This window comes from Kitasatospora sp. NPDC056800 (assembly GCF_042789775.1).
Taxonomy (GTDB): Bacteria; Actinomycetota; Actinomycetes; order Streptomycetales; family Streptomycetaceae; genus Kitasatospora.
The window spans coordinates 1-25,237 of the sequence record NZ_JBHUAL010000144.1 but is presented as its reverse complement, the minus strand read 5'-3'; the positions used below and the strand labels follow the sequence as shown (position 1 = coordinate 25,237).

Below are 25,237 nucleotides of genomic sequence, written 5' to 3'. Positions count from 1 at the left end.
GGGGGGGTGGCCTTACGTTCCGCCCCGGGCGGGCCGCCCGGGGGCGGCCGGCCGGCGGGCGAGCAGGTGCTGGTGCTGGACGTCAGCGCCATCGGACGGCGGAGCGCCCGTCCTGACGCGCGATGAGACGCCGACCTGCTGGTCAACGACCGCCGTACAGCGGGACGTTCGGGCGCCGCAGGACGCGGGGGACGGCGGCCCGCCGGATCGTCCGGCGCGCCGCCGAGGAGCACGGGAGGTCTCGTCTCCCGGCCGATCCGGTACCGGGAGACGTGCCGGCCGGACCGCGGGGGAAGCCGCTGTCCGGCCGGGCCCAGCCTTACCCCCGTACGGACGGCAGCGGGTTGGCCGGCTCGTCCAGCCACGCCCGGTGCCCGCCGTCCGTGTCCACGGTCAGCCCGAACCGGTCGAAGCCCGGGCGGCCCTGCTTCTCCCACCAGCGGACGACGTCCTCGATCTCCGACCACATCCGGCGAGGACCCGACTGCCGGACCTCGTACCGTTCCGCGCCGTCCACGAAGTCGACCGTGGCCCAGGACGTGACGCCGGTGTCGAACAGCCACAGGGTGGTCATCCCGTCACCGTCGCTGCGCCGGTAGTACGCATCGGGCACGGCCAGGCCCACGACGAAGGACGCCAGCCAGTCGTCCACGACATCGAGCGGGCTGAGGGTCGTGTACTCCTGCGCGGCGTCGCCGGGCCAGTCGCCGGGCAGGTAGTCGTCGACGGGCGGGCCCTGATAGCGCTGTTGACGCATGCGCATGAACGCCGAGGACCCGGTGAACGGCCCCTCGGCGGTGCGGCCGGCGGCGGTGAGGCGGGCGACGGCCCCGCCGCCGAAGAGCGGCGCGAAGGGCAGTACCAGCACGCCCTGCGGCCGGATCTGCCCGATCACGGCCGCGGGGACCTCCCGTACCGAGCAGGTGAGGATCCCCCGGTCGTACGGGGCCCGTGGCGGGTACCCGTCGGCGGCGTCGCCCACTACCGCGGTCGGGGCGTCGTCGAGGGCCCGGAGATTCGCCTCGGCCTGGGCGGCGACCTCCCGGTCCAGTTCCACGGTCACCACGGCATCCGCGCCTTGGCGCCGGGCCAGCAGTGCGGCGTTCCAGCCCGGGCCGGTCCCGCCCTCCCAGACCGTGTGGCCCTCGTGGACGTCCAGGTCGCGCAGCATGGAGGCCACCATCGTCGGCATGGAGACCGACGACGTCGGCTCCCGCTGCCCGCCGTCCGCGTCGTCCTCCCACTGCGTCACGATCGCCACGTCGGAGTACGCGAGCTCCAGCCACCTCCCGGGGTTCTCCGTCCGGTCGCAGCGCTCGTAGCCGTCGCTGGTGCTCGCCCAGACGACGTCCGGGAGGAACAGGTGGCGCCCGACGTCGAGGAAGGCCTGACGCCAGCCCGGGGTCAGCGCGCCCGAGGCCTCCAACCGGTCGACGAGCCGACCCTGGAGGTCGGCGATCGCCGTCACTTGTGCTTCGGCTCGGGAGTCGGGCCCTGTCCGTCGGGATTCGGCTTGGGGCCGATCTGCGGGCCACCGGGCTTGGCGTGGGAGCCGCCCCTACCGTCGTTCGGGCCGCCCTTGTTCTCGTCACCCACGGGTGATTCCCCCTTCTGTGCGACGCTCCGAGAATTTCAGAGCAGAGCGTAGGTGAACGAGCACCCGAAGTGAATGGCGATCCCATCACTCCTCCTCGCGGCAGGCACAGCTGGCCGACCATCCCGGGCGAGCCAACGCTTCTGGTGGTACGGCGCACAGGAGCAGCCGGGGAGCGCGCGCGGCGCCACCCACGCCGACGCCGGGCGCCTTGCCGAGGGGTGGGAGCGATACGACAACCTGGCGAGGGAGCAGTTCGTCGGGAAGTGCTGGAATTCGCATGCAGTGGATTCCTACGGCAACCAAGGCCGCACCGTGGTTCGAACAACCCGGAGGCGTCACTCAGTTCTCCCTTGAAAAGCCCGTCAAGGTACTCTGCGCCGCGGAATACCTTGTCTTCGAGAATGGAAAATCCTGCTGATGGATCGTCACCAACTTCTGACGCGCCTCACCGAGGCAGGTGTGAGCGACCGCTTTTACGGGATCAGCACGCGGGGTCTCTCGACGTCCAACCATCTACACGAGGCGGCCCCGATCCTCACCGAGGGCCGCGACGGTCGATGGACGATCGACGTCTATGAGCGTGGCGAGCACTGGGAGGAAGCGAGTTTCGAATCGGAGGAAGAGGCGTGTTCCTACCTCTACGCAGAGGTCATGAGGCAGTGGGAGCTCTACGGGTCTCAGTGAGGTGAACAATCGAGCGCAGAGTCGCCGGGTCCTGGTGGTGCAGGACGACGTGGACGTCCACGATCGGGAGCGGGGTGAGACTGGTTTCGGTGGTGCCCATGTCCTCTCTAACTTCCCTACGGGGTTTAGGTGTTGATCGTCCGGTGCGGCACCGCTCCCAGGATGGCCTGTGCGGTCTGCTCGGGGAGTCAGGTGGGTGGCGTCTCGGGGCGCCGTCGGGTCTCAGGGGCGGGGGGCGATCTTCAGGTCGCCCCGGGTGACCTGGCGGATGTGGGGGCCGGCCAGCAGGTCGTGCGGGTAGCCGAGTTCGATGCGGCCGGCCTCGTCGAGGCGGTCCGACTGGGCGGCGCTGAGTTCGACCTCCAGGGCGCCCAGGTTGTCCTCCAGCTGCGTGAGCGTGCGGGCGCCGACGACGGGCGCCGTCACGCCCGGCCGGTGCAGCGTCCAGGCGAGCGCGACCTGCGCGGGTGTGCGGCCCAGTTCGGCGGCGACCTCCTTCACGACCTCGGCGACGGCGAGGGCGCGTTCGGTGACCATGCCCAGCCCGGCGTTGAAGCTCCTCCGAGTGCCCTCCCCGGGGCCGGCGGCCGCCGCGGTCAGGTCGGCGCGGCCGTACGTGCCGGTGAGCAGGCCGCCCGCCAGCGGGGAGTACGGCAGCACGCCCAGGCCCATCTCCCGTGCCATCGGGACGAGATCGCGTTCCGCCGCCCGGTTGAGGAGGTTGTACTCGATCTGCAGGGCGACCAGCGGGGACCAGCCGCGCAGGTCGGCGACCGCCTGCATGCGCGAGACCTCCCAGGCCGGGACGTTGGAGACCGCCACGTACAGGACCTTGCCCTGCCGGACCAGGTCGTCCATGGCGCGCAGGATCTCCTCGACCGGCGTCGTGAAGTCCCACACGTGCAGGTACAGCAGGTCGAGGTAGTCCGTGCCCAGCCGCCGGAGGCTGGACTCCACCGAGGCGAACATGCTCTTGCGGTGGCTCCCCGCGGAGTTCGGGTCGCCCGGCCGGCGCAGCGTGGTGTACTTCGTCGCCAGCACCAGGCCTTCGCGGCCGCCCCGGGTGAACTCGCCCAGCTGGCGTTCGGAACTGCCGTCGGTGTACGTGCTGGCGGTGTCGATGAAGTTGCCGCCGCGCTCGACGTAGGCGTCGAACAGCCTGCGCGCCTCTGCCTTCTCCGCGCCCCAGCCGAACTCGGTGCCGAACGTGGCCGTGCCCAGCGCGAGCGGTGAGACCCGCAGTCCGGAACGGCCCAGCAGCCGGTAGCTGTCGAGGGTGAGTGCCATGGTGACCTCCCGTGTTCGTGCCCCGTCGTCGACAGCGAGTCTGCGGCGGCGACGGGGCACGGATAAGGGAGGGGACTTCCTGGGAACATCTGTCCTACCCTGGCTGTTGCGCCGGTCATGACGACCTCCGCGCCGGACAGGACCCAGACCCAGGAGCTGGCCGCGTTCCTGCGCAGCCGGCGCGAACGCCTGGATCCCCGGGACGTCGGCCTGCCGGCGCGCCTCCGGAACCGCCGCACCCCGGGGCTGCGCCGTGAGGAGGTCGCCGAACTGGCCGGGGTCAGCGTCGACTACGTCGTCCGGCTGGAACAGGCCCGCGGGCTGCGTCCCTCCCCCGACGTGCTCCAGGCCCTGGCCGGGGCGCTGCGCCTGGCCCCCGACGAGCGCGCCTACCTCTTCGACCTGGCCCTGCGGCGGCCCCCCGGCGCCGACCGGCCCGCCACCGCCGCCGCGGCGCCGCTCGCCCGGCTGGTCGCCGACCTCGCACCGCTGCCCGCCATGCTCCTGAACCACCGCTACGACATCCTGGCCTGGAACGCCGAAATGGCGGGACTGATGGTGGACTTCGACGCCCTGCCGCCCCCGCAGCGCAACGCGATGTGGCTGTGCCTCATGCACCCGCGGGTGCGGGAGTTCTACCTCGACCGCGAACGCGTGGTGCGGGAGGGGATCGCCCACCTGCGCGCCGCGTGGGCCGCCCACCCGGAAGACCGGGCCCTGAGCGGCCTCATCGCCGAATTCGCCGCCGGTGACGAGGAGTTCGCGCGCCTGTGGGCGGAGCGGGACGTCCGGGTCAACGGCCGCGGCCACAAGGCGCTGCGACACCCCGAGGCCGGCGTCCTCACCGTGCAGTTCGAGACCCTCAGGCCGCTCCAGGACCCGGACCAGCTGCTGGTGATCTACCGTGCGGCGGACGCGGAGAGCCAGGCGGCCCTGGACCGGCTGCGCGCAGCTGCCGCCGGGCCGCGGCAGGGGCCTGACGCGCTCTCGCACGCGTCCGGCTCCTCGCACCGGCCCTGACCGCCGGCCACTCACCACGGAGCGGCAGAGGCGGCACCTGTACGTGGAGTCAGCCGAGGTCGAACTGCCAGTACGCGGTGTCGCGGAACCCGGGCGACTTCGGGGCGACCTCCACCGTGACCGGGCCTCCCGCCTTGTCGGGCTTCACCCGCACCGGCACGGTGCGCTTCTGCTCCGTGCCGAGGGGCGGTGTGAGGGCGGTGACGGTCGCGGCCTGGTCCAGGAAGGTCATGCTCGCAGCAGGGACGGGAGCGGAGCCGAAGGCGGAAGGGGTGGACAGCGGGCCGGAGTCGATGGCCTTCCCCGCCCGGACCACGACGGCGGCGGAGCCACCGGTCGTGCCGACGCCGGTGTCGGGGGACGTCCCACCCGGGCGCAACTCCTCACCCGTGCCGTTGTCGTAGGTGACCGTGAAGCTGTAGCTGCCGTCGGGTTCCCGGCGGGGAGGGCCCAGGGTGATCCTCAGGCCGTCGTCGTAGCGGGCGGTCCCGCCGGCGCCCAGGGGCTCGACGACGCTTCCGGGGCCTTTGACGTACCCGTGCTGGGTCAGGGAGTCCTCGAACGTGGCCAGCGCCATGGCTCCCAGGACGACCAGGGCGGTGAGGACCGCCAGCGCGACCCCGAGGACGGTGGCCCAGCGCGGGGTGTCGGAGGGCCGGGGGGAGGCGGGAGCCGCGTTCGTGTCCATGCGGGTCACGGTAGGGAAACAGCTGGTCGGAACGCATGAGCGGACGTACTCAAGGGCCCCTGAGTAGCGGAGCTACGCGGTGCAGGTGCGGTCGCGGGCGGGGAGGTGTCCGGTGGCGAGGTAGGTGTTGACGGTGGTGTCGACGCAGGAGCTGCCGTGGACGCCGTAGTTGGCGTGCTGGTTGGCGCCCGCGAGGGTGAGCAGGCGGGAGCTGGGGAGGCGGTCGTGCAGGGCGGTGCTGCGGGTGTAGGGGACGCGGGGGTCGCCGGTGGAGGCGACGATCAGGGCCGGGGTGTCGTGGCGGACCTGGACGGGGGCTTCGCGGGGGCGGTCCCAGAAGGCGCAGGGGGTGATGTTCTCGGTCAGCGGGGCGAACAGCGGGTGGGCGGCGCGGGCGCGTTCGATGTCGCTCCAGTACGTCTCGGGGTCGCGCGGGGCGGGTGCGTCTCCGCACAGGATGGCGGTCTGGGCGCTGCCGGTGCTGGAGCCGGCGGGGGTGAACACGGAGCGCAGGAGGTCGGTGAAGGCGGGCGGCAGGGTGGAGGGGTGGCCCTGGGCGGCCCGGGTGAGCAGGGACATCTGCTCGGCCAGGGAGGCGCGCGCCGGGTCGGTGTCGTCGGCCATCCCCGTGAAGAGCAGGGCGGGGACCTGGCTGTCGTCGAGGCGGAAGGTGTCGGGGGCGGTGCCCACGGTGAGCGGTTCGCGGGAGGAGGCGGCGATGACGCCGTCGAGGGTGGCGCGTACCTCCTCCCGGGTGCGGCCGAGGCCGTAGGTGCTGTCGCGGGCGGCGGTCCAGTCGGACCAGTCGTCGTACGCCTTCTCGTTCTCGGCCTCGGTTCCCTTCATGAGGCGGGGGCTGTAGCGGTCGGGGTCCAGGGCGCTGTCGAGGACCACCCGGTCGTAGCGGGTGGGGAACATCTGGGTGTAGGCCGTGCCCAGGTAGGTGCCGTATGAGTAGCCCAGGTAGGAGATCCTCCGTTCGCCGAGCGCGCCGCGCACGACGTCGATGTCCCGGGCGGTGTTGCGTGTCGTGACGTGCGGCAGGACGTCGGCGTTGGTGGCCCGGCAGCGGTCCGCGACGTCTCTGGCCCGGGCGGTCTGGCGGTCGAAGCCGGCCCGGTCGGGGCCGGCCGACAGCAGGCCGGGCCCGGAGGACAGGCCGCAGTCCAGGGGGGTGCTGCGGCCGGTGAAGCGCGGGTCCATGCCGATCACGTCGTAGCGGGCGCCGGTTTCCTTCATCACGGGGCGCACGGTGAGCCCGATGCCGAGGCCTGGGCCGCCCGGGCCTCCGGGGTTGACCAGGAGGGAGCCGATCCGGCGGCGGGTGTCGGTGGCCTTCAGGCGGGACACGGCGACGGTGATGGTCCTGCCGCCGGGGTCGCCGTAGTCGAGGGGTACGGTCACGTCCGCGCAGCGCGCGCCCGCGGCGTCGAGGGCGCGGCCCGTCTGGTCCTCCCCGCCCCGAGCGCAGCCGTGCCAGTCCAGGCGCTGCTGGTAGTAGCGGCCGAGTCCGGCGGCAGGGGCCGCGTCGACGGCGGCGGCCGGCGTCGCGGCGAGGGCGGCGGGTGCGACGGCCAGGCAGGTGGTGAGGCCCGTGGCGAGGACGAGCCCCGCGGCCGAGGCGCGCCGGACGGTGGTGCCGGTGATGGTCATGCTGCTTTCTCCCGGGGGGTGACGGACGCGTCCGACCCGGAGGACGTCCGGGCCGTGCCGGTCGAGCCTCTCAACGCACCTGCTCCGAAGGCATCGCCCTGCGACACGAACTGGCGGTACGTCAGACGCACCACGGCGGGCCTTCGGTATACGACCGGCGTACCATTCCGCCCGTGCCTTCCGCGGGGCGGACGCGGTACCGGAACGCGTCGAGGGGGCCGTCGGAGTCGATAGGTAGTAGTCCCGCCCCCTGGACGACTTCGGCGCCTTCGGCGTCGTCGAGCGGTGGTGGAGTCGACTCAGCGGGCCGTCGCGGGAACGAGGTGGTCGAGGCCCTGGGCACTTCCCGTCGCCGCCTTGATCGAGCGGGGCAGCATGACGCGCTCGTAGGCGCGGACGGCGGCGCCGACGCTGGATTCGGTGACGAGGGCGTGGGCGAGGTCGGCACCGTCGAGCATGGCGAGGTTGGCGCCCAGCCCGACCGGGGGCATCAGGTGTGCGGCATCGCCGAGCAACGTCACTCCGGGCACGTGCGTCCAGGCGTGCGGGGCGGGCAGCACGTGCAGGGGCCGGCTGACGAAGCCGTGGTCGCTGTCGCGCAGGATCCGCAGCAGGCTGTCGTCCCAGCCGTCGAACAGCTCCAACAGGTGCTCCCGCACGGCCCGTTGGTCGCCGAGGTCGAGTCCGGCGGCCGTGTGCCAGTCCTGCGGCTCGCGCAGCGCGAGGTAGCCGCGGATGTGACCGTTGCTGTTGCGCTGGGCGGCCAGGGTCCGGCCGACGCCCTTCGCCAGCAGCGATCCGCTGCCGACCAGTCGGGCGAGTTCGGGGTGGCGGGTGTCGCACTGGTCGAAGCCGGTCTCGACGAAGGTGACACCGGTGTAGTGGGGTACGGCGGGTGACAGCGCCGGGCGGACCCGTGACCAGGCGCCGTCGGCACCGACCACCAGGTCGAACTCCTCGGACGTACCGTCGCCCAGGAGCAGCCGGCACGTGCCGCCCGCCAGCGGGGTGACCCCGGCGGCGGCACGGTCCCACCGCACCGTGTCCGGGGCGAGCGAGTCCAGCAGCAGGCCGCGCAGTTGGCCGCGGTCGATCTCCGGCCGGCCCCCGCCCGCGGTCGGCCCCCGCTGCGCGAGGAGGGCGCCGGTGGCATGGTCGAGCACCCGCCACTCGTCGCCCTCGGGGCGGGCGAGGGCATGGAACCGGTCGAGCAGGCCTGCCGACCGCAGGGCGGCCTGGCCGGTGTCGGCGTGAAGGTCGAGGGAGCCGCCCTGCGGGCGCGCGTCGGCGTCGGCTTCACGTTCGAACACCGTGACGGCGCGGCCGTGTTGCTGCAGGATCCGGGCACAGGTCAGGCCGCCGGGGCCGGCGCCGACGATCGCGATGCGGGGGGCACGGGCAGTGGGCATGGGTGCGTCCTTCCGGTGGTGGGCGGGTCGCCGGTCGGCCCGACACCACCAAGAAAGCACACTCGCTAAATAAGTGCAATGACTACACTTTCAGAGTGGATGCACTTCGGGCTATGGTGGTCGGGTGACCGAAGCGATTGGGCGCCGCGAGCGCAAGAAGGCCCAGACCCGCCAGTCCCTGGCCGACGCCGCACTCGAACTCTTCCTCGAACACGGCTACGACCAGGTCGGTGTCAAGGACGTCGCCGACGCCGCGGACGTCTCGGTGACCACCCTGTTCAAGCACTTCACCAGCAAGGAGGCGCTGGTCTTCGACCAGGACGACGACCTGGAGGCGGCCCTCGTCGCGGCCGTGCGCGAGCGGCCCCCGGGCCGGTCGGTCCCACAGGCGCTGCGCGAGCACCTGCTGCTGAACCAGACCCGGTTCGCCATTCACGCCGCCGACCCGCGGTTCGCCGACTTCACCCGCCTGGTGCAGGACACCCCCGCGCTGCGCGACTACTCCCAACGGATGTGGACCCGCCACGAAACGGCCCTGGCGCGGGCCATCGCGCAGGCCGTGGACGCGCCCGACGACGACGTCAGCTGCGTCGCCCTGGCCCGGTTCGCCCTGGCGGCCCGCAGCATGATCCTGCAGCACCCCGAACCGCGCCGGGCCGCCGACGAAGCCTTCGCCCTGCTCGAACACGGCTGGGCGGCCTCCCATCCGAGCAGCTGACCCGATCCGCGAGAGCCCCGATGCGCGCGCAGGCGCCGCGTGCTCCCGGCCGCGGCCCCCGTGATCCGCGGATCGCACCGATTGTCGCGAAGCCTTGACACTGCGCCACGGGCTGAGAACCCTGGTGCTGTACTCCAGGGACGCGAGGGACACGGCATGCCATGGGTTGACGAGAGCAAACGCCACCGGGGTTTCCCGGCGGCGGTGTTGGCGGACGGCAGCGAGCCGGAGCCGCTGCCGGACGGGCGCACCACCTGGTGGCTCTACAACGGTGCGGACGGCCCTCGGGCCACCGCGGTGCGCGGTGGTTGCAGCTGCGGCTGGCGGGGCGAGCAGGTGCACCGGTTGGACTTCGGCGACGACTCGGCGACCGAGGCGGTGGGCAAGGACACCGGGCCGTTCGCGGACTGGGAGTCGCACGTCGACCTGGCCGAGGGTGTGGTGCCGCGCGAGGTCGAGGACCTGATCGCGGCGCTGGTCGACCGGATCTGCGACCTGACGGAGAGCAGGCCGTACGCCGCCGCCCGTGCGGCCGGCCGGTTCGAGCGCGCCGCCGCTTCGACCGCGCTGCTGGCCGGCCGCAGGGCCCACCGCAACCTGATGACCTGGGAGTACATCGGCCGCGCCTTCGGCTGTGGGCCGGCGGAGGCGCAGGAGCGGTTCGGCGAGACGCCGCAGGACGGCGACCGGGACGACGAGGTGTAGGTCGTCGGTCGTCACGCATCGGGCGGGCTGTGCGAGCACCGGTGCCGGCTGCGAGCACCGGTATCAGCGAGGACACCGCCAAGCGGGTGCCCGCGTCACCACGACGGGCACCCGCTCCTCAACCACCCCCGGTCCTGCCAGGACCGGGCTCCCGCCCCGATGCTGCCGCACCGCTGCCCGCGCGCGCCAGCTCCACCCCCCGAAGGGGTGACAGGTCCCAACCCTTCCGATTTTTTCTGCTCCGCGGGAGCCCGCCCTGGGGGCGTCCCGGCCTGCGGCGTCCCGGCCTGGGGCGCGGACCGCTTCCGGTCAGGCCTCCGGTCAGGCGTCGAGGACCTGGCCTTCGCGCTTGACGACCGGTCCCTCCGTCGACCACGGGAACTCGATCCAGTCGTCGGTCCGCTTCCACACGTACTCGCACTTCACCAGGGAGTGCGACTTCTCGTAGATGACGGCGGACCGGACCTCGGCGACGTGGTCGAGGCAGAAGTCGTGCACGAGCCGCAGGGTCTTGCCCGTGTCGGCGACGTCGTCGGTGATCAGGACCTTCTTGTCGGTGAAGTCGATCGCGGCGGGAACGGGCGCCAGCATGACGGGCATCTCGAGGGTGGTGCCCACGCCCGTGTAGAACTCGACGTTCACCAGGTGGATGTTCTTGCAGTCCAGCGCGTACGCCAGACCGCCCGCCACGAACACCCCGCCGCGGGCGATGCTCAGGACGAGGTCGGGCTCGTAGCCGTCGTCGGCGATCGTCTGCGCGAGTTCGCGCACCGCCCGCCCGAAGGTCTGGTAATCCAGGGTCTCACGCACATCAGTCACGACGATCAGTGTCCTTGGCCGTCGGCCGGGCCGCGAGTTCCGGCACGCTCTGGACCGGAAGTGTGGTGCTTCACACGTCGGCCGAGCGCTCCGGTTCCCCGGGCCACGGCGGCCGGCCCGCGGGGAGTCGGGCGGGTGCCGTCAGGTCCGGCGGGCGTGGGAGGCCAGGCGGTCGGCGAGGGCGGTGACGAGGGTGCGCAGTTCCTCCGGGCGCTCGATGACGAACGGCCGGTCGATCGCGGCGAGGAGCGGCGGCAGCCAGTCGAGGCGCTCCGCCCGTAGCTCGACGCGCAGCCAGCGCTCGGCGGTCGGGTCCCCGTCCGGTGTCGGTGCCGGGTCGTGGTCCTCCAGTGTCGCGACGCCGGCGGGCAGGTGGGCGCGGATCTGCTCGGCCGTGCCGTGGACGCGCAGCGTCACCTCGTGCCGGTAGTCGGCCGTGGCGAAGCCCGACAGCAGGCGGTCGGCCGGGTCGGGGCCGGCGGGCGCGTCGAACGTGCCGGGCAGGGCCCTCGCGTCCGCGACGCGGTCGAGCCGGAAGGTCCGGTCCTCGCCGACCCCGGGGTCCGCGCCCGTGACGTACCAGCGGTTCGCGTGGGCGACGATCCCGTACGGGTGCAGCGTGCGTTCGCTGGGCCGGCCGTCGCGGTCGGTGTACCTGAGGGAGACCGGCCGGCGGTGGCGCACCGCGTCGGCAAGGGTGAGCAGGACCCCGGCGTCCGGGGCGGCGTCCCCGCCGGAGCCGTCCGTGAAGGAGAGGGCGTCCAGGAGCGCGTCGAGCCGGGCCGCCACGTGCCGGGGCAGCACCCGGCGGATCTTGGCGGCCGCGGTCTCGCCCGCCGTGCGCTCGGCCGTCGCCAGTCCCGTCCGGCGTCCGGCGAGCAGTCCGAGCAGCACGGCCAGCGCCTCGTCCTCGCCGAGCATGAGCGGGGGAAGGCGGTAGCCCGGGGAGATCCGATAGCCGCCGTACCGGCCGCGCACCGACTCCACGGGCACGTCGAGGTCGATCAGGTGGTCCACGTAGCGCCGCACGGTGCGCCCGTCGACGCCGAGGCGGTCGGCCAGTTCGGCCAGCGTCCGGGTACCGCCCGACTGCAGCAGCTCCAGGAGGGTCAGCACACGGCCGGTGGGTCGGGACATGACCACAGCCTAGGCGGATAGTGGACAGGTTCTGTCCACTATCCCTCCTAGTCTGCGGAGCGCACGGCCGCTCAGCCGTACGACCGTGCAGCCGCGCGACCGCGGGCGGCTCCGACCCCGTCCCAGGAGGACACCATGGACTTCGTTTCGATCCGCATCATCACCGGCGACGTCGCACGCCTGGTCGAGTTCTACGAACGCGCCACGCGGGTGCGGGCACAGTGGGCCACCGAGGACTTCGCCGAGCTCCGGACCGCGGGCGCCACCCTCGCGATCGCGGGCACCCGCACCGTCCCGCTGTTCGCCCCGGGCTCCGCCCGCCCGGCCGCCAACCAGAGCGTCATCACCGAGTTCCTCGTCGACGACGTGGACCGCGTCCACCGCGACCTGACCGGATTCGTCACGGACTTCGTCACCGAACCCACCACGATGCCCTGGGGCAACCGCTCCCTGCTGCTCCGCGACCCCGACGGCAACCTCGTCAACTTCTTCACGCCCGTCACCCCGGCGGCCATCGCGAAGTTCACCCGCTGACGGGGCACCCCGCCGCTACGCCTTCCCCGCCCGCCGAAGCAGGTCTTCGTCACCCGCGGCGCCCGCAGCACCGACGGCCGCCGCGCCGCGGGGCTCGCCGGTGTCCGTGCCCAGCCCCGCGAGCAGGCGCAGTCCGTCCTCGGCGGGGCTGCCGGGGGCCGCGGACAGCACCAGCAGCTCGATGCCCGGCTCGTCCGGCAGCGCGAAGTTCTCCTGGTGCAGTTCCAGCGGTCCGACCAGGGGGTGCCGGTACGCCTTGCGCCCGTGGGTGCGGGCGCGGACGTCCGCGCGGGCCCAGAGGCGACGGAAGCGCTCGCTGCCCATCGCCAACTCGCCGATGAGCGAGGCCAGTCGGGGGTCGTCGGGGTACTGGCCGGCGGCCAGCCGCAGGTGCCCGACCACGTCGAGGGTGCAGTTCTCCCAGTCGGCGTAGAGGCCGCGGTCGGCCTCCTCCAGGAAGATGTGCCGGGCGGTGTTCAGGCCCGGCATCGGGCGGCCGAGGAGGAGTCCGGCGAGGCGGTTCCCGGCGAGGACGTCCAGGCGGTGGTTCATGATCAGCGCGGGTGCGCCGGCCACCAGGTCGAGGACGCGCAGCAGTTCCGGCCGGACCCGGCTGCCCGGCGCCGTCGCACGGCGGCGGCGCTGCCGCGCGAGGCGGTAGAGGTGCCCGCGTTCGGTCTCGTCGAGGTCGAGGACGCGGGCGAGCGCGTCGAGGACCTGCTCGGAGGGCTGGGTCGCGCGGCCCTGCTCCAGGCGTACGTAGTAGTCGACGCTGACGCCGGACAGGTGCGCCACCTCCTCGCGGCGCAGCCCCGCGACCCGGCGGCGGCTGTCGGTGGGGATGCCGACGGTGGCCGGATCGACCCGGGAACGCCTGGTCCGTAGGAAGCCCGCGAGATCGTCCATGCCCCTCAGTATGGCCGCGGCGGGCGCCCGTACGGCCGGCTCGGGTGCCCCTGAGGGTGGCCCTGCCGGTACCAGGAAGTCCGGTCCGACGGAAGCGGCGCCCCTGAACGCCGGGCGCCGCGGCGTCCAGGATCGGAGCATCCGATCCGAAGGAGTCCCCCGTGAAGACGCTGATCGTCCACGCCCACCCGGAGCCGAAGTCGCTCAACAGCTCGCTGAAGGACCTCGCGGTGTCCACCCTGGAGACCGCCGGGCACGAGGTACGGGTGAGCGACCTGTACGCGATGAACTGGAAGGCGGTCGTGGACGCCGCGGACTACGGCCCCGAGGCCTCGAGTCCGCTGAAGGTCGCCCTGGACTCGGGCCGGGCCTTCGAGGCCGGCACGCTCTCCCCGGACGTCCGCGCCGAGCAGGAGAAGCTGCTGTGGGCCGACACGATCGTCTTCCAGTTCCCGCTGTGGTGGTACACGATGCCCGCGATCCTCAAGGGGTGGGTGGACCGGGTGTTCACCTACCGCTTCGCGTACGGCGTCGGCGAGCACAGCGCCACCAGGTACGGCGAGCGCTTCGGCGAGGGCACCCTCGCGGGCCGGCGGGCGCTGCTGTCGGTGACCGTCGGCGGCCCGGAGTCGCACTACGCCGCTCGCGGGATCAGCGGCCCCATCGACGATCTGCTGTTCCCGTTCCAGCACGGCGTCCTCTACTACCCGGGCATCGAGGTGCTGCCGCCGTTCGTGCTGTACGGCAGCGACCGGATGACCGACGAGGACTACCCGGCCGTCGCCCGGGCCTGGGAGCAGCGCCTGCTCACCCTGGAGTCGACCGAGCCGATCGCGTTCCGGCGGCAGAACTTCGGCGACTACGAGATCCCCTCGCTGCACCTGAAGGAGGGGCTGGAGCCCGCGGGCCGCACGGGGTTCGGGCTGCACGTGCGCGGCTGAGGGCGGTCGACTCGGTCCACCGACTCGGTCTGTCGGCTCGGTCCACCGACTCGGACCGTCGGCTCGGTCTGCTACGTCAGTCCGCCGGCTGGGTCGGACAACCCAGTCTGGCGGCTGGGTCGAGCAACCCGGTCCATCGGCTGGGTCGAACGACCAAGTCTGTCGGCTGGGTCGAACAACCCAGTTCTCCGACTCAGTCCGCCAGCGACCGCTCCGTGGGCCCCCGGCGCCGCGGGCCCCGGGCGGGACCGCCTTGCTGCTCGTACGTCCACACCGCCAGCTGCGTGCGCGAGGCGAGCCCCAGTTTGCCCAGGATGCGTTCGACGTGGTTCTCCGCGGTCCGCTGCGCGATGGTGAGGCGCGCCGCGATGTCCTTGTTGGTGAGGCCCTCGGCGACCAGTTCCGCGACCTGGCTCTCGCGCTTCGTCAGTCCCGGGACCCCGACCGGGTCGTCGAGGACGTGGGCCATCGCCTCGTCCACGGTGGCGCGCGCTCCGCGGCGGAACTCCCGGTCGAAGGCGGCCGCGCCCAGCGCCTCCCGTACCGCGGCGTCCAGGCGCAGGTGCTGGGTGCGCATGAACGGCGCCGCGCCGAGCCGCCCGCCCAGTGACTCCCACAGCAGGTGCAGCACGCCCAAGAGCCGGGCCGCGCGCCGCGGGTCGTCCCGGGTGCTCCAGGCGATGACCTCCACGCACATGGCCACGTCCCACCAGTCCTGGAACGGGCGCAGCCGGGCGATGGCCGCCCTGGCGTGCGTGGTCGCGTCGGCGGGCGTGTCCGCGCGCAGGGCCAGCAGGGCACGGGCGAGCAGGGCCATGCCGTGCAGCCATGACTCGCCGTGCGTGCGGGCGGCCGCCTCGACCTCGCCGCACGCCTCCTCGGCCACGGCGGCCTCGCCCCCGCAGGCGTGCGCGATGGCGAACTTGACCCGGCACTCGAGGGCCGCGTCGAGGCAGCCCAGCGCGCGGAACTCGGTGCGCGCCCGCGCGAACAGTTCGGCGGCGCTCGCGTAGTCCTCGCGCCAGACGGCGAGGATCCCGTGGTGGTGCCACACCCACGCCGACTCCCGCCGGTGGCCGCCCTGTTCGGCCGCCGCCTCGCACGCGGCGAGCGCCTGCCGTACGTCGGCGTCCGGGTCGCCCTGCAGGATGCGCAGGTACGTGTCGGTGACCCGGGCGTGGACACGGACGGCCGTCTCCGGCCCCGTCGCGCCGTCACCGCGACTGTCACCGTCACCGCCGTCCTGCGCGTGGTCGGCGGCGAGCAGCTGCGACAGCCAGTGGCGCCCCTCGGACAGCAGGCCCGCGGTCATCCAGTAGTGCCGGGGCGACACGGCCAGGGCCAGACCGGCCCGCGCCTGCCCGGGCCGCTCCAGGCAGAACCCCAGGGCGGCGCGCAGGTTCGGGTGGTCCAGGCGAATGCACGTGAACCAGTCGACCTGCCGGGGCCCGAACCACTCCCGCCCTGCTCGTGCGGTCAGTTCGGCGTACCGGTCCCGGTGACGGCCGCGCAGGGCGTCGAGCGAGCCGGACGCGGCCAGCCGCTGGTGCCCGTACTCCCGTACCGTCTCCAGCATGTGGTAGCGCGAACGTCCCTGCACGTGGCGGCAGTTGACGATCGACCGGGCCACCAGGCCGTCGAGGGCGTCGAGCAGGGCGGCGGGCGGCAGTTCGACGTCCGCGCAGACCCGTTCGAGGCTCTCCAGGTCGAAGCCGCCGCGGAACACCGAGGCCCGCGCCCAGAGCAACCGCTCGCGCCCCGTGCACAGTTCGTGGCTCCAGTCGATCAACGCGCGCAGGGTGCGCTGCCGGTCGGCGGCGACGCTGCTCCCGCCGGTGAGCAGCGCGAACCGGTCCGTGAGCCGCTCCAGGATCTCCTGCGGCGTCAGGCTCCGGATGCGGGCGGCGGCCAGTTCGATCGCGAAGGGCAGCCCGTCCAGGCGGCGGACGAGCTCGGCGACGGCTGCGGCGTCCGGCCTGGTCAGGGTGAAGCCGGGCAGCACGGCGGCGGCCCGGTCGACGAACAGCGCGACGGCCGGATTGCCGTTCAGGTCGCGCAGGCCGTGACCCGCGCGCGCGTCCGGCACCGGCAACGGCTCCACGGGGAAGACCTGTTCGCCCGCGATGCCGAGCGGCTGCCGGCTCGTCGCCAGGACGCGCAGTCCGGGCGCGGCCCGCAGCAGCGCGTCGGTGAGGCGGGCGCACGCGTCGACCAGGTGCTCGCAGTTGTCCAGGACCAGCAGGGCGCGCCGCTCGCGCAGCCGGGCGGCGAGGACGGCCGCCGCGTCGGCGCCGGGGTGCCCCGGATTCGCCACGTCGAGGGTGCCGAGGACGCTCGACGCGAGCAGCTCCGGGTCCCGGAGGTCGGCGAGTTCGGCGACGTACACGCCGTCGGGGAAGGCGGAGCGCGCCGCGTCCGCCGCCACGCGCAGCGCCAGCCGGGTCTTGCCCACGCCTCCGGTGCCGCTGAGCGTCACCAGACGCGCGCCGGACAGCAGCCGGGCGATCCGGACCGTGTCCGCCCGCCGCCCGATCAGCGGCGTCAGTTCGGCGTCGAAGCCGCCGAGGCCGGCGAACGTCCCCGCGGCTGCCCCCGTTCCCATGGGTGGTCATCCTACGGACGCGCGCTGACGGTACCGGCACGGAAAGCGTGCGGGAATTGAGTAGTTCTCCCGTTGTCCCCCGCACGCACCCGCCCGAGACTCGACGACGCGGTATCGGACGGCTATGCGAGGTGTGTGGTGACGGCAGGCACGGCGGCGGGGTCGGAGCGGAGCGGGCGGCTGCTGGGGCAGCGGGTGTGGACCTACCAGGGGGCCTACGTACGCAGGCCGACGACCGCGCTGGTCGTGCTCCTCATCCTGTTCGGCGTGCTGTGCTCCCTCGTCGGCAAGTACTACGACGAGGACTCCTCGTTCCGCCTCGCGTTCTGGGCCCTGCCCGTGGCGGCCCTGGGGTGCCTCGCCCTGTGCGTGCGGCACGCCCGGATCCGGATCCGGGAGTACGAGGACGGCTTCGAGCTGCGCCGGCCGGGGCGCCGCACGCTGCGGTACGCGTGGCAGGAGATCGCCTCCGTCGAGTCGACCCGGGTGTCCGTCCACTTCAACTCGGCGCACTCGCACGACGTGCTCAAGACCGTGATCCGCCCCTACGCGGGCGGCCGGATCCGCCTCCGGGGCCTGGACTACATCAGGGTCCAGGAGGAGTGCGGCTTCTGGCGGATGATCACGAAGGCGCACCCCACCACCGGCGCGCGCTTCGTCTCGGACGCGACGCAGTCCGTCGCCGTGGCCCGTGCGCAACGCCTCCTGGACGAGCTCGGCGCGGGCGGGTCGTTCCGCTGGGGCGCCCTGACCTTCACCGCCGAGGGGATGACCCTCTCCCCGTTCCCCGCGCCGATCGCCTGGTCCCGGATCGCCCTCGTCTCCGCGCGCCCGGCGGACGGTGTCCGGCTCGACGTCCGGGGACTGGCCTCGCACGTCGGCAGCCGGGCCCTGTCGGGGCGCGCGACGAAGGCGGGCTACCGCACCGAAGGGGACCGGCTGGAGGTGTTCGTGCCCGTCCGCCGCCCCGGATCGGACTACGTGGCGCTGAGCGTCCTGCTCGCCCACGGCGCCGCCCTGCGGAGCGGGCAGGACCAAGGACACGAGGGATAGCGAGGGCGGGCCGAGCCCCAAGCGGTCTACGGCCGGCGGCGGGTGGGCCCGGCCGGCAGGGCTTCGGCGGCGGCCGCCGCGACGGCCTCGGCGACCGTGGACAGGGCGGGCGAGTCCAGCTTCCACTGCTGCCAGTACAGGGGGACGTCCATCGGCCGGGCGGGTGCCAGCTCCACCAGCCGCCCGGAGCGCAGCAGCGGCTCGGCCTGCGGCTCGGGCACCAGGCCCCAGCCGAGACCGGCGGCCACCGCGTCCCGGAACCCGTCCGAGGCGGGCACCAGGTGGCGGATCCGCCCGGCGCCCGACCACCCCCGGGTGAGGGACCGGACGAACTCGTCCTGGAGCTCGTCGCGCCGGTCGAAGGCCACGGTGGGGGCCCGGCCCAGATCCTCGGCCAGGTCCCCGGTGAGATGACGGGCCGCGAACTCCGGTGTGGCCACGGCCAGGTAGCGGGCCAGCCCGAGCCGCCGCACGGTGCAGCCGGCCACCGGGTCGGGCGAGGAGGTGACGGCGGCCATCACCTGGCCCTCGCGCAGCAGGGCGGTGGTGTGGGCCTCGTCCTCCCGGTGGAGCTCGAAGCAGATCGGCGGGTCCTGCGGCACCCGGGTGAGCGCGGGCAGGAACCAGGTCGCGAGGGAGTCGGCGTTGACCGCGATCGGGACCCGGGCCGGGCCCTGCTCGGCCGCCAGGCCCAGTTCGGCGCGGGCGTCGCGTTCCAGCCGGGCGAGCTGGCGGGCGAACCGGACCACCACCTCGCCGGACTCGGTGGGCCGCACCGGCTTGGTGCGCATCAGCAGGACCCGCCCGGTGCGCTGTTCCAGGGCCTTGACGCGCTGGCTGACGGCGGAGGGGGTCACGTGCAGGGCGGCGGCCGCGGCGTCGAAGGTGCCCTCGTCGACCACCGCGAGCAGGGTCCGGACCTGGTCCAGGGGAAGCTCGTCCATAAGTACGGCTAAGGTTACTTTAGAGTCTTTAGCTGTACTCATCTATACGCGGTCCATACGGTCGGACCCATGACCAGCAGCACCATCGCCGCCGCACTCGCCGGATTCGGTACCGGACTCTCCCTCATCGTGGCCATCGGGGCCCAGAACGCGTTCGTCCTGCGCCAGGGCGCCCGCCGGCACGCCGTCCTCGCGGTCGTCGCCATCTGCGCCGTCTCGGACGCGGCGCTGATCGCGCTCGGCGTGACGGGGGTGGGCACGGTGGTCTCGGCCTGGCCCGCGGCGCTGACCGCGGTGGGCCTGGTCGGCGGGGCGTTCCTGCTCTGCTACGGCTTCCTGGCGGCCCGACGGGTGCTGCGCCCGGATCCGGCGGCCGCGCTCACCGGCGGCGGACCGGAGACCGGGTCCGTCCGGCGAGCGGTCCTCACCTGCCTGGCGATGACCTGGCTGAACCCGCATGTGTACCTCGACACCGTGCTCCTGCTGGGCTCGCTCGCCTCCGACCGCGGCGACCTGCGCTGGGCCTTCGGCGCGGGCGCGGCGCTGGCCAGCCTGTGCTGGTTCGCCGCCCTGGGCTTCGGCGCCCGACTGCTGAGCGGCGTCCTGTCCCGGCCGAGGGCCTGGCGGGTGCTGGACGGACTGGTCGCGGCGACCATGCTGGCGATGGGCGGGATGCTCCTCGCCGGGGCGTAGGGCGCCCTGGCCCACCGGCCCCGGCTGCCACCCTTGGGGGTGGCCGGCCATGGTGGCATCCGACCCGACCAGGCCGGATGCCACCATTCGTCCGACGCCGCGCGGACCCGCGGGCGTACGCGCGGGTTCACGACGCGGGGCCGGGGCCGTGCCCGGGGATCAGGGCTGCTGCGGGTCGGTCCGCGGGTCGGTCCGCGGGCCGAACCGGCCCGTCAGCCGGACCGCCGCGAGGGCGACCGCGTACCCGATGGTGAACAGCACCACCAGGAACAGGACAGCGGTCGCGTTCATGACGTAGTAGCCCGTCAGCGTGGGGGCGACCACGGGCGGCACCCCCAGGACGACGGCCGTCAGGGCCGCCGAGCGGACCGTACGGGTGGTGCAGGCGACGGCCGCGCCGACGACCACCGGGGCGACGAGGGGGAATCCGGTCCGGAAGAACACTCCCTCCCCCGGGCCGGAGACCAGGACGAGGGCGACGTCCGCTGCCGTGGTGGTGAGCACGACCGCCCACGGTACGGCGGAGCGCGGTCGCGTGGTGCGGTCCGGCGGGGCGGCCAGCAGCACCAGGGCGTTGAGGGCGAACAGCACCGTGTCCGGGCCGACCAGACTGTAGGTCAGCGGGCCCCGCGCGTGCGCACCGGGCAGTTCGGGGCCGGCGAGCAGGACGAGCAGCGGGGCCACGACGGTGGCCGCCGCCAGGGCGCGGGCCGCCGTCCAACGGCCGGTCAGCGCCGCGACGGCCATCAGCACCGCCGGGACGAGCAGCGCCATCGTGGCGCCGAGCGACCCGACGCGCATCCCGCCGTCCGGGTCGGTGGCGGCCCGGACCGCCCAATAGAGGTGCACGGCCGCGTAGCCGCCGGCCAGTGCGGCGGCGAGCGGGGCCGCGGTGGCCAGGGCCCGGCCCGCCGGCCGGTGGGAGACCAGGCCGAGCCGGACCCGGACGCCGTGCCCCGCCACATCGGCCACCTCGCGCAGAGCGGCGAGCGGCCTCGCGGTTCGGACGCGGCGCTCGGCGTGATCGGCGACCTCCGCCAGCGCGTGGGTGCCGTAGGAGGCCGGGTAGAGGGCGAGGGCGCGGCGCAGCAGGTGGGCCGCCAGGCGGCCCTCCCTGCTCTGCTCCTGGTGATTCTGGTGGTCCTGGTGGTCCTGGTGCGCGGTCATGCCGGGCCTCCCGCGAGCCTGTTCCGGGTGATGGCGAGGCGGCGGTCGGCCTCGCGGAGGGCGGCCCGCAGCCGCCGGCTCTCGTCGGTGAGGGCCTGGGTTCCGGTCGGGGTGAGGGCGAAGACGCGGCGGGGTCGCCCGTCGACCGTCTCCTCCCGTTCGACCTGGATGAGGCCTTCGGCGAGCAGTCGGTCGAGCGTGCCGTACAGGCTTCCGGCGCCGAGCCGGACCCGGCCGTCGGAGATCGCGGCGACCTCGTCGCCGAGCGCGTAGCCGTGCCGGGGCTGGTCGGCGAGGGCGGTGAGCAGCAGGAAGGTGGGCTCCTGCATGGAGCGTTTCTTCGTCACGCCGATCACCATAGTACGGTCACCGTAGTGTCCGGAAGAGCGGGTGCGATCGGAGGCGAGGGAGGGGCACGCACCGCCCATCCGCCAGGACCAACGCACACCCGGGCAGCCGGTAAGGCTTGCCTTGCCATGGAGTCGGGCCCGCCTCTATGGTGAAGTCCTCAGAGGACCTGAAGACCTGGGGACCTGAGGACTACTTGGGGAGAGTGATCATGTCAGACCTCCATGCCCTGACGCTGGCCGAACAGGCGGCGGCGATCCGCGGGCGCACCGTCTCGCCGACCGAACTCGTCGACCACCACCTGCGCCGGATCGAGGAACTCGACGGCGTGCTCGGCGCCTACCGCACGGTCGACGCGCCCGGCGCCCGCCGGGCCGCCCGTGCGGCCGAGGCCCGGCTGGCCGCCGCCGGGGACGGCGCCGGGACCGGGGACGGCGCCGGGCTGCCGCCGCTGCTCGGCGTGCCGCTGTCGGTGAAGGACACCTGGCCGGTCGGCGGGCTCCCGTTCACCGCGGGCTCCGCCGCCTTCGACGACCGCGTCGCTCCGCAGGACGCCGCCGTGGTCGGCGCCCTCCGGGCCGCGGGCGGCGTGCTGCTGGGCACCACCACGGCCGCCGAGTTCGGCTGCTCCGCCTACACGGAGACGGTCCACGCCACCGCGCGCAGCCCGTACGACCCCGGCCGCGGCGCCGGGGGTTCCAGCGGCGGGGCGGCCGCCTCGGTCTCCGCCGGCCTGGCCGCCGGGGCCCTGGGCAGCGACGGCGGCGGCTCGGTCCGGATCCCGGCCGCCGCCTGCGGCGTGGTCGGCCTCAAGCCCAGCCGGGGCCGGGTGACGACCGCCCCCGGCACGGACGCCTTCGGGCTGGCCACCGCCGGCCCGCTGGCCCGGACGGTGCTGGACGCGGCCCTCCTGCTGGACGTCATGGCCGGCAGCGTCCCGGGCGACGGCAGCACCCTGCCCGCCTCCCCCGCCGGCCACTTCAGGGCCTGCGTCGAACGCGAGCCCGGCCCGCTGCGGATCGGCGTCCTGCCCCGGACGGACGGGTGGCACCCGGAGGCCGCACTGGCCTCCCGCCGCACCGCCGACCTGCTCGCCGACCTCGGCCACCGGGTGGAGGAGGCCCCGCCGTTCGACCCGGCCGAGTACGTGCCGGACTTCACCGTGCTGTGGAGCGTGCTGGCCGCCGCCGTGCCCGTACCGCCGGAGCGGGAGGACCGGCTGCTGCCGCTGACCCGCTGGCTGCGCGCCCGGGGCAACGAGCACAGCGCGGTCCGGCTGGCCGCGGCGATGGCCTCGCTGACCGCCACCGCCCGGACGATCTGCCACCGGTACGACCGTTTCGACGCGGTGCTGAGCCCCACGACGGACCAACCGCCGCTGCCGGTCGGGTCGTTGGCCGACCCGGACGACCCGGAGCGGACCTACGCCCGGATGCTCGCCGTCACCCCGCGCACGCCGGTGGCGAACCTCACCGGCCGGCCGTCGATCAGCCTGCCGCTGCACTGGACCCCGGACGGACTGCCGATCGGCGTGATGCTGACCGCCCGGCTCCACCAAGAGGGCCTCCTGCTCTCCCTCGGCGCCCAGCTGGAACGGGCCCGGCCCTGGCACCACCACGCCGCCCGGCAGGCGGCCGTACTGGAGCGGGCGACCGGGCAGAACACGGCGCGGCCCGAGCGGGGGACGCGGTGAAGCGCGGACAGCTGGCCTTCCTGACCGGCACCCACATCGTCAACGACCTCTACCAGGGCGCCGTCCCGGCCCTGCTGCCCTTCCTGATGTCCCAGCGGCACTACAGCTACACCGCCGTCTCCGGCATCGCCCTGGCCGCGAGCGGCCTGTCCAGCGTGGTCCAGCCGCTGTTCGGCCTGCTGGTCGACCGCCGCCCCCGCGGCTGGCTCATCCCGGCCGGCTTCCTCACCGCCGCGGCCGGGATCACCGGCGCCGCCCTCGCCGACAGCTACCCGCTGACCTGGCTCTTCGCCGCGCTGGCCGGCATCGGCATCGCCGCCTACCACCCGGCCGCCACCAACCAGGCCCGGGTCGCGGGGGGACAGTCCCAGCGGGCGATGAGCCTGTTCTCCGTCGGGGGCACCCTCGGCGCCTCGCTGGCACCGGCCCTGGTCACCCTCGTGGTCGGCGCGTACGGCCTGGGCGGCAGCTGGCTGCTGGCCGTCCCGGCGCTGGTGACGGCCCTGCTGTGGGCCGCGCGGGGCCGCTGGCTGCGGTACCGCGGCCACACCCCGGCGACCCCGTCGGCCGCCCGGGGTGCGGCGACGAGCGCCCACCGCGACGTCTGGCGGGCGTTCGGACGCCTCGCCGCGACCACCGTCGCCTGGTCGATCCCCTACGTGACCGTCACCTCGATGCTCGCCCTCCACATCCAGCGCGACCTCCACGGCTCGACGGGAACCGGCGCCGCGGCGCTGACCCTGCTCACCCTGGCCGGGGCGGCCGGCACCCTGCTCGGCGGCTGGCTCGGCGACCGGCACGGACGGATGACCCCGATCCGCACCGGCTACCTGCTGGCCGTCCCCGCCCTGGCCGCCGTGGCCTTCGCACCCTCCGTCGCGGTCGCCATGGCCGGCGCGGTGGCGTTCGGACTGGCCATGTTCCTGCCCTTCGCCCCGCAGGTGACACTCGCCCAGGACTACCTGCCCACCCGGCCCGGCACCGCCAGCGGGCTGACTCTCGGACTCGCCATGTCCGTGGGCGGCCTCGCCGCACCGGCGCTCGGCGGCCTGGCCGACGCCCACGGCCTGCGGACCGTCCTCGCCCTGGTCCTCGGCGTGCTGGCGCTCGGACTCGGCTCCGCGCTGCGGCTGCGCGACCGCGTACTGCCGGAGGCGGGGCCGGAGCAGGGGCCGGAACCGGCCCCGGAACGGGTGAACGAGCAGGCCGCCACGGGTGCGGCACCCGGAGGACGATAGGGTCGTCCTCATGACTGTTCGCCCGGTACGCCATCGCTCACTGGTGGAGGAAGCCACGGCCGAGCTGCGCCGACTGATCGGCACGGGCGAGTGGCCGGTCGGCAGCAAACTGCCCGGTGAGGTGGAGCTGAGCCGACTCCTCGGAGTCGGCCGGACCACCTCGCGCGAGGCCGTCCGGGTGCTGATCGCCGACGGCCAGCTGCGCGCCCGTCAGGGCTCGGGCACGTACGTGGCCGCCGCCGCCCCGGTCTCGGAGTTCGACCGGGAGCTGCGGCACTCGGAGGTCTTCGACGTGTACGAGGTCCGGGCGGCGCTGGAGGTGGAGGCGGGCCGGCTGGCCGCGCAGCGGCGCACCGAGGCGGACGTCGCCGCGCTCCGGGCGGCGCTGGCCGCCCGCGACGCGGCCGCCGACCCGGCCGAGCTCGTCGAGACCGACCTGGAACTGCACCGCCAGGTCGTCCGGGCGGCGCACAACCCGGTGCTCATCCGCCTCTTCGACTCCTTCGTCGACGCGCTGCGCGAAGCGGCCGGCCACGTGGTGGCCGACAACCGGCTCCACGACGGCGTCGAAGCGGAGGGCATCACCCACGCGCACCGCACCCTGGTCGAGGCGATCGCCGCGGGTGACCCGGACGCCGCCGTCGCGGCGACCCAGGCCAACCTGGACCACACCCTCGACAGACTGCGCGCCACGGGCACCGGGCCGCGCTGAGCCGCCCGCATCCGCGCCCGACCGCCTCGGGCCCGGAAGGCCGGTGTCCGGTCGTACGGCCCCCGGGTCCGGCGGTTCCTACCGACAGGAGCCGCCGGACCCGTCCTCGTCGCCGAGCCGAACCTGGCTTCCCGCTGAGGAGTTGCCCACCGAGGCCAGGTAGGCGGCGGTCAGCTCGGGGGTGGCGAGCCAGGCGGCGTAGTCGCGCGCTTCGGCGTAGGTGTTGGCGAGCCGGCGGCCGACCTCCGGGTATTCGGCGGCGGCCGCGAACACCCCCTGGAGGTGGTCCGGCACGGTCAGCATCGCGGCGGTGAACTCGACGCTGTGGCGGGCCTGTTGCTGCCAGAACCGCTCGGCGGTGCGGCACATCCAGTCGGCCGTGTACGGGGCGTCGCCGTGCTCCACGACGGCCCGGCGGTAGGCCTCGGCCGCCCGGGCGGCGTTGTTGGCGCCCTGTCCGGCGATCGGGTCGGTCACCACCACCGCGTCGCCGAGGCCCAGCACGTGGACGGCGTCCACGCCCGAGCCGAGCTCCGCCACCGCGCGCCGGACCACCGGGGTGACCGCGCCGAACAGCCCGGCCCCGGCGTCGGTCGGCTCGGCCTCCGTCCAGAGCTCGACCTCCCAGGGCAGGTACTCGGCCAACAGCTCGCGGATCCGGGCCAGTTGGACGTCCGGCGGCGGGGCGT

23 protein-coding genes and 1 pseudogene are annotated in these 25,237 nt (G+C 74.1%); 11 read left to right on the top strand and 13 right to left on the bottom strand.

The features are described from left to right. Window positions 1–319 precede the first annotated feature (319 nt). Window positions 320–1,468: a protein-L-isoaspartate(D-aspartate) O-methyltransferase gene (locus ACFRQN_RS27405; RefSeq protein WP_380742800.1), complete on the bottom strand. Its 1,149-nt coding sequence runs from the start codon at window positions 1,466–1,468 to the stop codon at window positions 320–322. A 546-nt stretch (window positions 1,469–2,014) separates the two neighbouring features. Between ACFRQN_RS27405 and ACFRQN_RS27400 the strand changes: the two genes are divergently transcribed. Continuing rightward, entirely contained in the window at window positions 2,015–2,281 is a 267-nt protein-coding gene (locus ACFRQN_RS27400; protein ID WP_380742798.1) for a hypothetical protein, read from the top strand. A 222-nt stretch (window positions 2,282–2,503) separates the two neighbouring features. Here ACFRQN_RS27400 and ACFRQN_RS27395 read toward each other — a convergent pair whose 3' ends face one another. Further along, a complete protein-coding gene (locus tag ACFRQN_RS27395) occupies window positions 2,504–3,568 on the bottom strand; it encodes an aldo/keto reductase (RefSeq protein WP_380742796.1) in 1,065 nt (354 codons plus the stop codon). Between the two features lie 117 nt (window positions 3,569–3,685). Between ACFRQN_RS27395 and ACFRQN_RS27390 the strand changes: the two genes are divergently transcribed. Further along, on the top strand, window positions 3,686–4,588 hold the full coding sequence (locus ACFRQN_RS27390) for a helix-turn-helix domain-containing protein (RefSeq protein WP_380742794.1): 903 nt from the start codon (window positions 3,686–3,688) through the stop codon (window positions 4,586–4,588). A 49-nt stretch (window positions 4,589–4,637) separates the two neighbouring features. On the opposite strand, the gene ACFRQN_RS27385 is transcribed toward ACFRQN_RS27390, so the two are convergent. The 3 genes from ACFRQN_RS27385 to ACFRQN_RS27375 form a co-directional block, all read right to left on the bottom strand. Further along, window positions 4,638–5,276 carry a hypothetical protein gene (locus ACFRQN_RS27385; protein ID WP_380742792.1) on the bottom strand — a complete coding sequence of 213 codons (639 nt, stop codon included), beginning with the start codon at window positions 5,274–5,276 and terminating at the stop codon, window positions 4,638–4,640. Between the two features lie 72 nt (window positions 5,277–5,348). Next, entirely contained in the window at window positions 5,349–6,929 is a 1,581-nt protein-coding gene (locus ACFRQN_RS27380; RefSeq protein WP_380742790.1) for an alpha/beta fold hydrolase, read from the bottom strand. A gap of 299 nt (window positions 6,930–7,228) precedes the next feature. Then, window positions 7,229–8,338 carry an FAD-dependent oxidoreductase gene (locus ACFRQN_RS27375; RefSeq protein ID WP_380742788.1) on the bottom strand — a complete coding sequence of 370 codons (1,110 nt, stop codon included), beginning with the start codon at window positions 8,336–8,338 and terminating at the stop codon, window positions 7,229–7,231. Window positions 8,339–8,462: 124 nt separating this feature from the next. On the opposite strand from ACFRQN_RS27375, the gene ACFRQN_RS27370 reads away from it, so the two are divergent. Both ACFRQN_RS27370 and ACFRQN_RS27365 read left to right on the top strand, forming a co-directional pair. Further along, window positions 8,463–9,056, top strand: coding sequence for a TetR/AcrR family transcriptional regulator (locus ACFRQN_RS27370; RefSeq protein ID WP_380742786.1), 594 nt, complete (start codon window positions 8,463–8,465; stop codon window positions 9,054–9,056). Between the two features lie 156 nt (window positions 9,057–9,212). Beyond that, window positions 9,213–9,761, top strand: a complete 549-nt coding sequence (locus ACFRQN_RS27365; protein ID WP_380742784.1) for a hypothetical protein — start codon at window positions 9,213–9,215, stop codon at window positions 9,759–9,761. A gap of 321 nt (window positions 9,762–10,082) precedes the next feature. Here ACFRQN_RS27365 and ACFRQN_RS27360 read toward each other — a convergent pair whose 3' ends face one another. Together ACFRQN_RS27360 and ACFRQN_RS27355 are read right to left on the bottom strand one after the other, a co-directional pair. Beyond that, window positions 10,083–10,580 carry a phosphoribosyltransferase gene (locus tag ACFRQN_RS27360; protein ID WP_049651192.1) on the bottom strand — a complete coding sequence of 166 codons (498 nt, stop codon included), beginning with the start codon at window positions 10,578–10,580 and terminating at the stop codon, window positions 10,083–10,085. A gap of 141 nt (window positions 10,581–10,721) precedes the next feature. Next, the gene (locus ACFRQN_RS27355) at window positions 10,722–11,717 is read right to left on the bottom strand and encodes a helix-turn-helix transcriptional regulator (RefSeq protein ID WP_380742782.1); all 996 of its coding nucleotides are present in this window, start codon (window positions 11,715–11,717) and stop codon (window positions 10,722–10,724) included. A 135-nt stretch (window positions 11,718–11,852) separates the two neighbouring features. Between ACFRQN_RS27355 and ACFRQN_RS27350 the strand changes: the two genes are divergently transcribed. Next, on the top strand, window positions 11,853–12,251 hold the full coding sequence (locus ACFRQN_RS27350) for a VOC family protein (RefSeq protein ID WP_380742780.1): 399 nt from the start codon (window positions 11,853–11,855) through the stop codon (window positions 12,249–12,251). 15 nt (window positions 12,252–12,266) lie between these two features. On the opposite strand, the gene ACFRQN_RS27345 is transcribed toward ACFRQN_RS27350, so the two are convergent. Next, window positions 12,267–13,157, bottom strand: a complete 891-nt coding sequence (locus tag ACFRQN_RS27345; RefSeq protein WP_375874950.1) for a helix-turn-helix transcriptional regulator — start codon at window positions 13,155–13,157, stop codon at window positions 12,267–12,269. Window positions 13,158–13,318: 161 nt separating this feature from the next. Here ACFRQN_RS27345 and ACFRQN_RS27340 point away from each other — a divergent pair, with 161 nt between their 5' ends. Next, window positions 13,319–14,098, top strand: a complete 780-nt coding sequence (locus ACFRQN_RS27340; RefSeq protein ID WP_074003580.1) for an NAD(P)H-dependent oxidoreductase — start codon at window positions 13,319–13,321, stop codon at window positions 14,096–14,098. Between the two features lie 193 nt (window positions 14,099–14,291). On the opposite strand, the gene ACFRQN_RS27335 is transcribed toward ACFRQN_RS27340, so the two are convergent. Then, complete coding sequence (locus ACFRQN_RS27335) at window positions 14,292–16,700, bottom strand: ATP-binding protein (RefSeq protein ID WP_380742778.1); 2,409 nt, start codon at window positions 16,698–16,700, stop codon at window positions 14,292–14,294. A gap of 138 nt (window positions 16,701–16,838) precedes the next feature. Here ACFRQN_RS27335 and ACFRQN_RS27330 point away from each other — a divergent pair, with 138 nt between their 5' ends. Continuing rightward, on the top strand, window positions 16,839–17,753 hold the full coding sequence (locus tag ACFRQN_RS27330; RefSeq protein WP_380742775.1) for a hypothetical protein: 915 nt from the start codon (window positions 16,839–16,841) through the stop codon (window positions 17,751–17,753). Window positions 17,754–17,779: 26 nt separating this feature from the next. Here the strand turns inward: ACFRQN_RS27330 and ACFRQN_RS27325 are convergent, their stop codons facing one another. Then, complete coding sequence (locus ACFRQN_RS27325) at window positions 17,780–18,697, bottom strand: LysR family transcriptional regulator ArgP (RefSeq protein WP_380742773.1); 918 nt, start codon at window positions 18,695–18,697, stop codon at window positions 17,780–17,782. A gap of 69 nt (window positions 18,698–18,766) precedes the next feature. On the opposite strand from ACFRQN_RS27325, the gene ACFRQN_RS27320 reads away from it, so the two are divergent. After that, complete coding sequence (locus ACFRQN_RS27320; RefSeq protein ID WP_380742771.1) at window positions 18,767–19,390, top strand: LysE/ArgO family amino acid transporter; 624 nt, start codon at window positions 18,767–18,769, stop codon at window positions 19,388–19,390. A gap of 159 nt (window positions 19,391–19,549) precedes the next feature. Here the strand turns inward: ACFRQN_RS27320 and ACFRQN_RS27315 are convergent, their stop codons facing one another. Both ACFRQN_RS27315 and ACFRQN_RS27310 read right to left on the bottom strand, forming a co-directional pair. Then, on the bottom strand, window positions 19,550–20,557 hold the full coding sequence (locus ACFRQN_RS27315; RefSeq protein WP_380742769.1) for a hypothetical protein: 1,008 nt from the start codon (window positions 20,555–20,557) through the stop codon (window positions 19,550–19,552). Then, a complete protein-coding gene (locus tag ACFRQN_RS27310) occupies window positions 20,554–20,886 on the bottom strand; it encodes a PadR family transcriptional regulator (protein ID WP_380742802.1) in 333 nt (110 codons plus the stop codon). The genes ACFRQN_RS27315 and ACFRQN_RS27310 overlap by 4 nt, the downstream gene beginning before the upstream one ends. Window positions 20,887–21,116: 230 nt before the next feature. Between ACFRQN_RS27310 and ACFRQN_RS27305 the strand changes: the two genes are divergently transcribed. From ACFRQN_RS27305 to ACFRQN_RS27295, 3 genes are read left to right on the top strand one after another with little or no spacing between them, the layout of a single operon-like run. After that, on the top strand, window positions 21,117–22,598 hold the full coding sequence (locus ACFRQN_RS27305; protein ID WP_380742767.1) for an amidase: 1,482 nt from the start codon (window positions 21,117–21,119) through the stop codon (window positions 22,596–22,598). Further along, window positions 22,595–23,836 (top strand): MFS transporter, encoded by a 1,242-nt coding sequence (locus tag ACFRQN_RS27300; RefSeq protein ID WP_380742765.1) that lies wholly within the window; start codon window positions 22,595–22,597, stop codon window positions 23,834–23,836. Before ACFRQN_RS27305 ends, ACFRQN_RS27300 begins: the two co-directional genes overlap by 4 nt. 10 nt (window positions 23,837–23,846) lie before the next feature. Then, window positions 23,847–24,548 (top strand): FadR/GntR family transcriptional regulator, encoded by a 702-nt coding sequence (locus ACFRQN_RS27295; RefSeq protein WP_380742763.1) that lies wholly within the window; start codon window positions 23,847–23,849, stop codon window positions 24,546–24,548. Window positions 24,549–24,626: 78 nt separating this feature from the next. Here ACFRQN_RS27295 and ACFRQN_RS27290 read toward each other — a convergent pair. After that, window positions 24,627–25,237 (bottom strand): annotated as a pseudogene (locus tag ACFRQN_RS27290) (FAD-binding oxidoreductase); the annotation flags it as partial.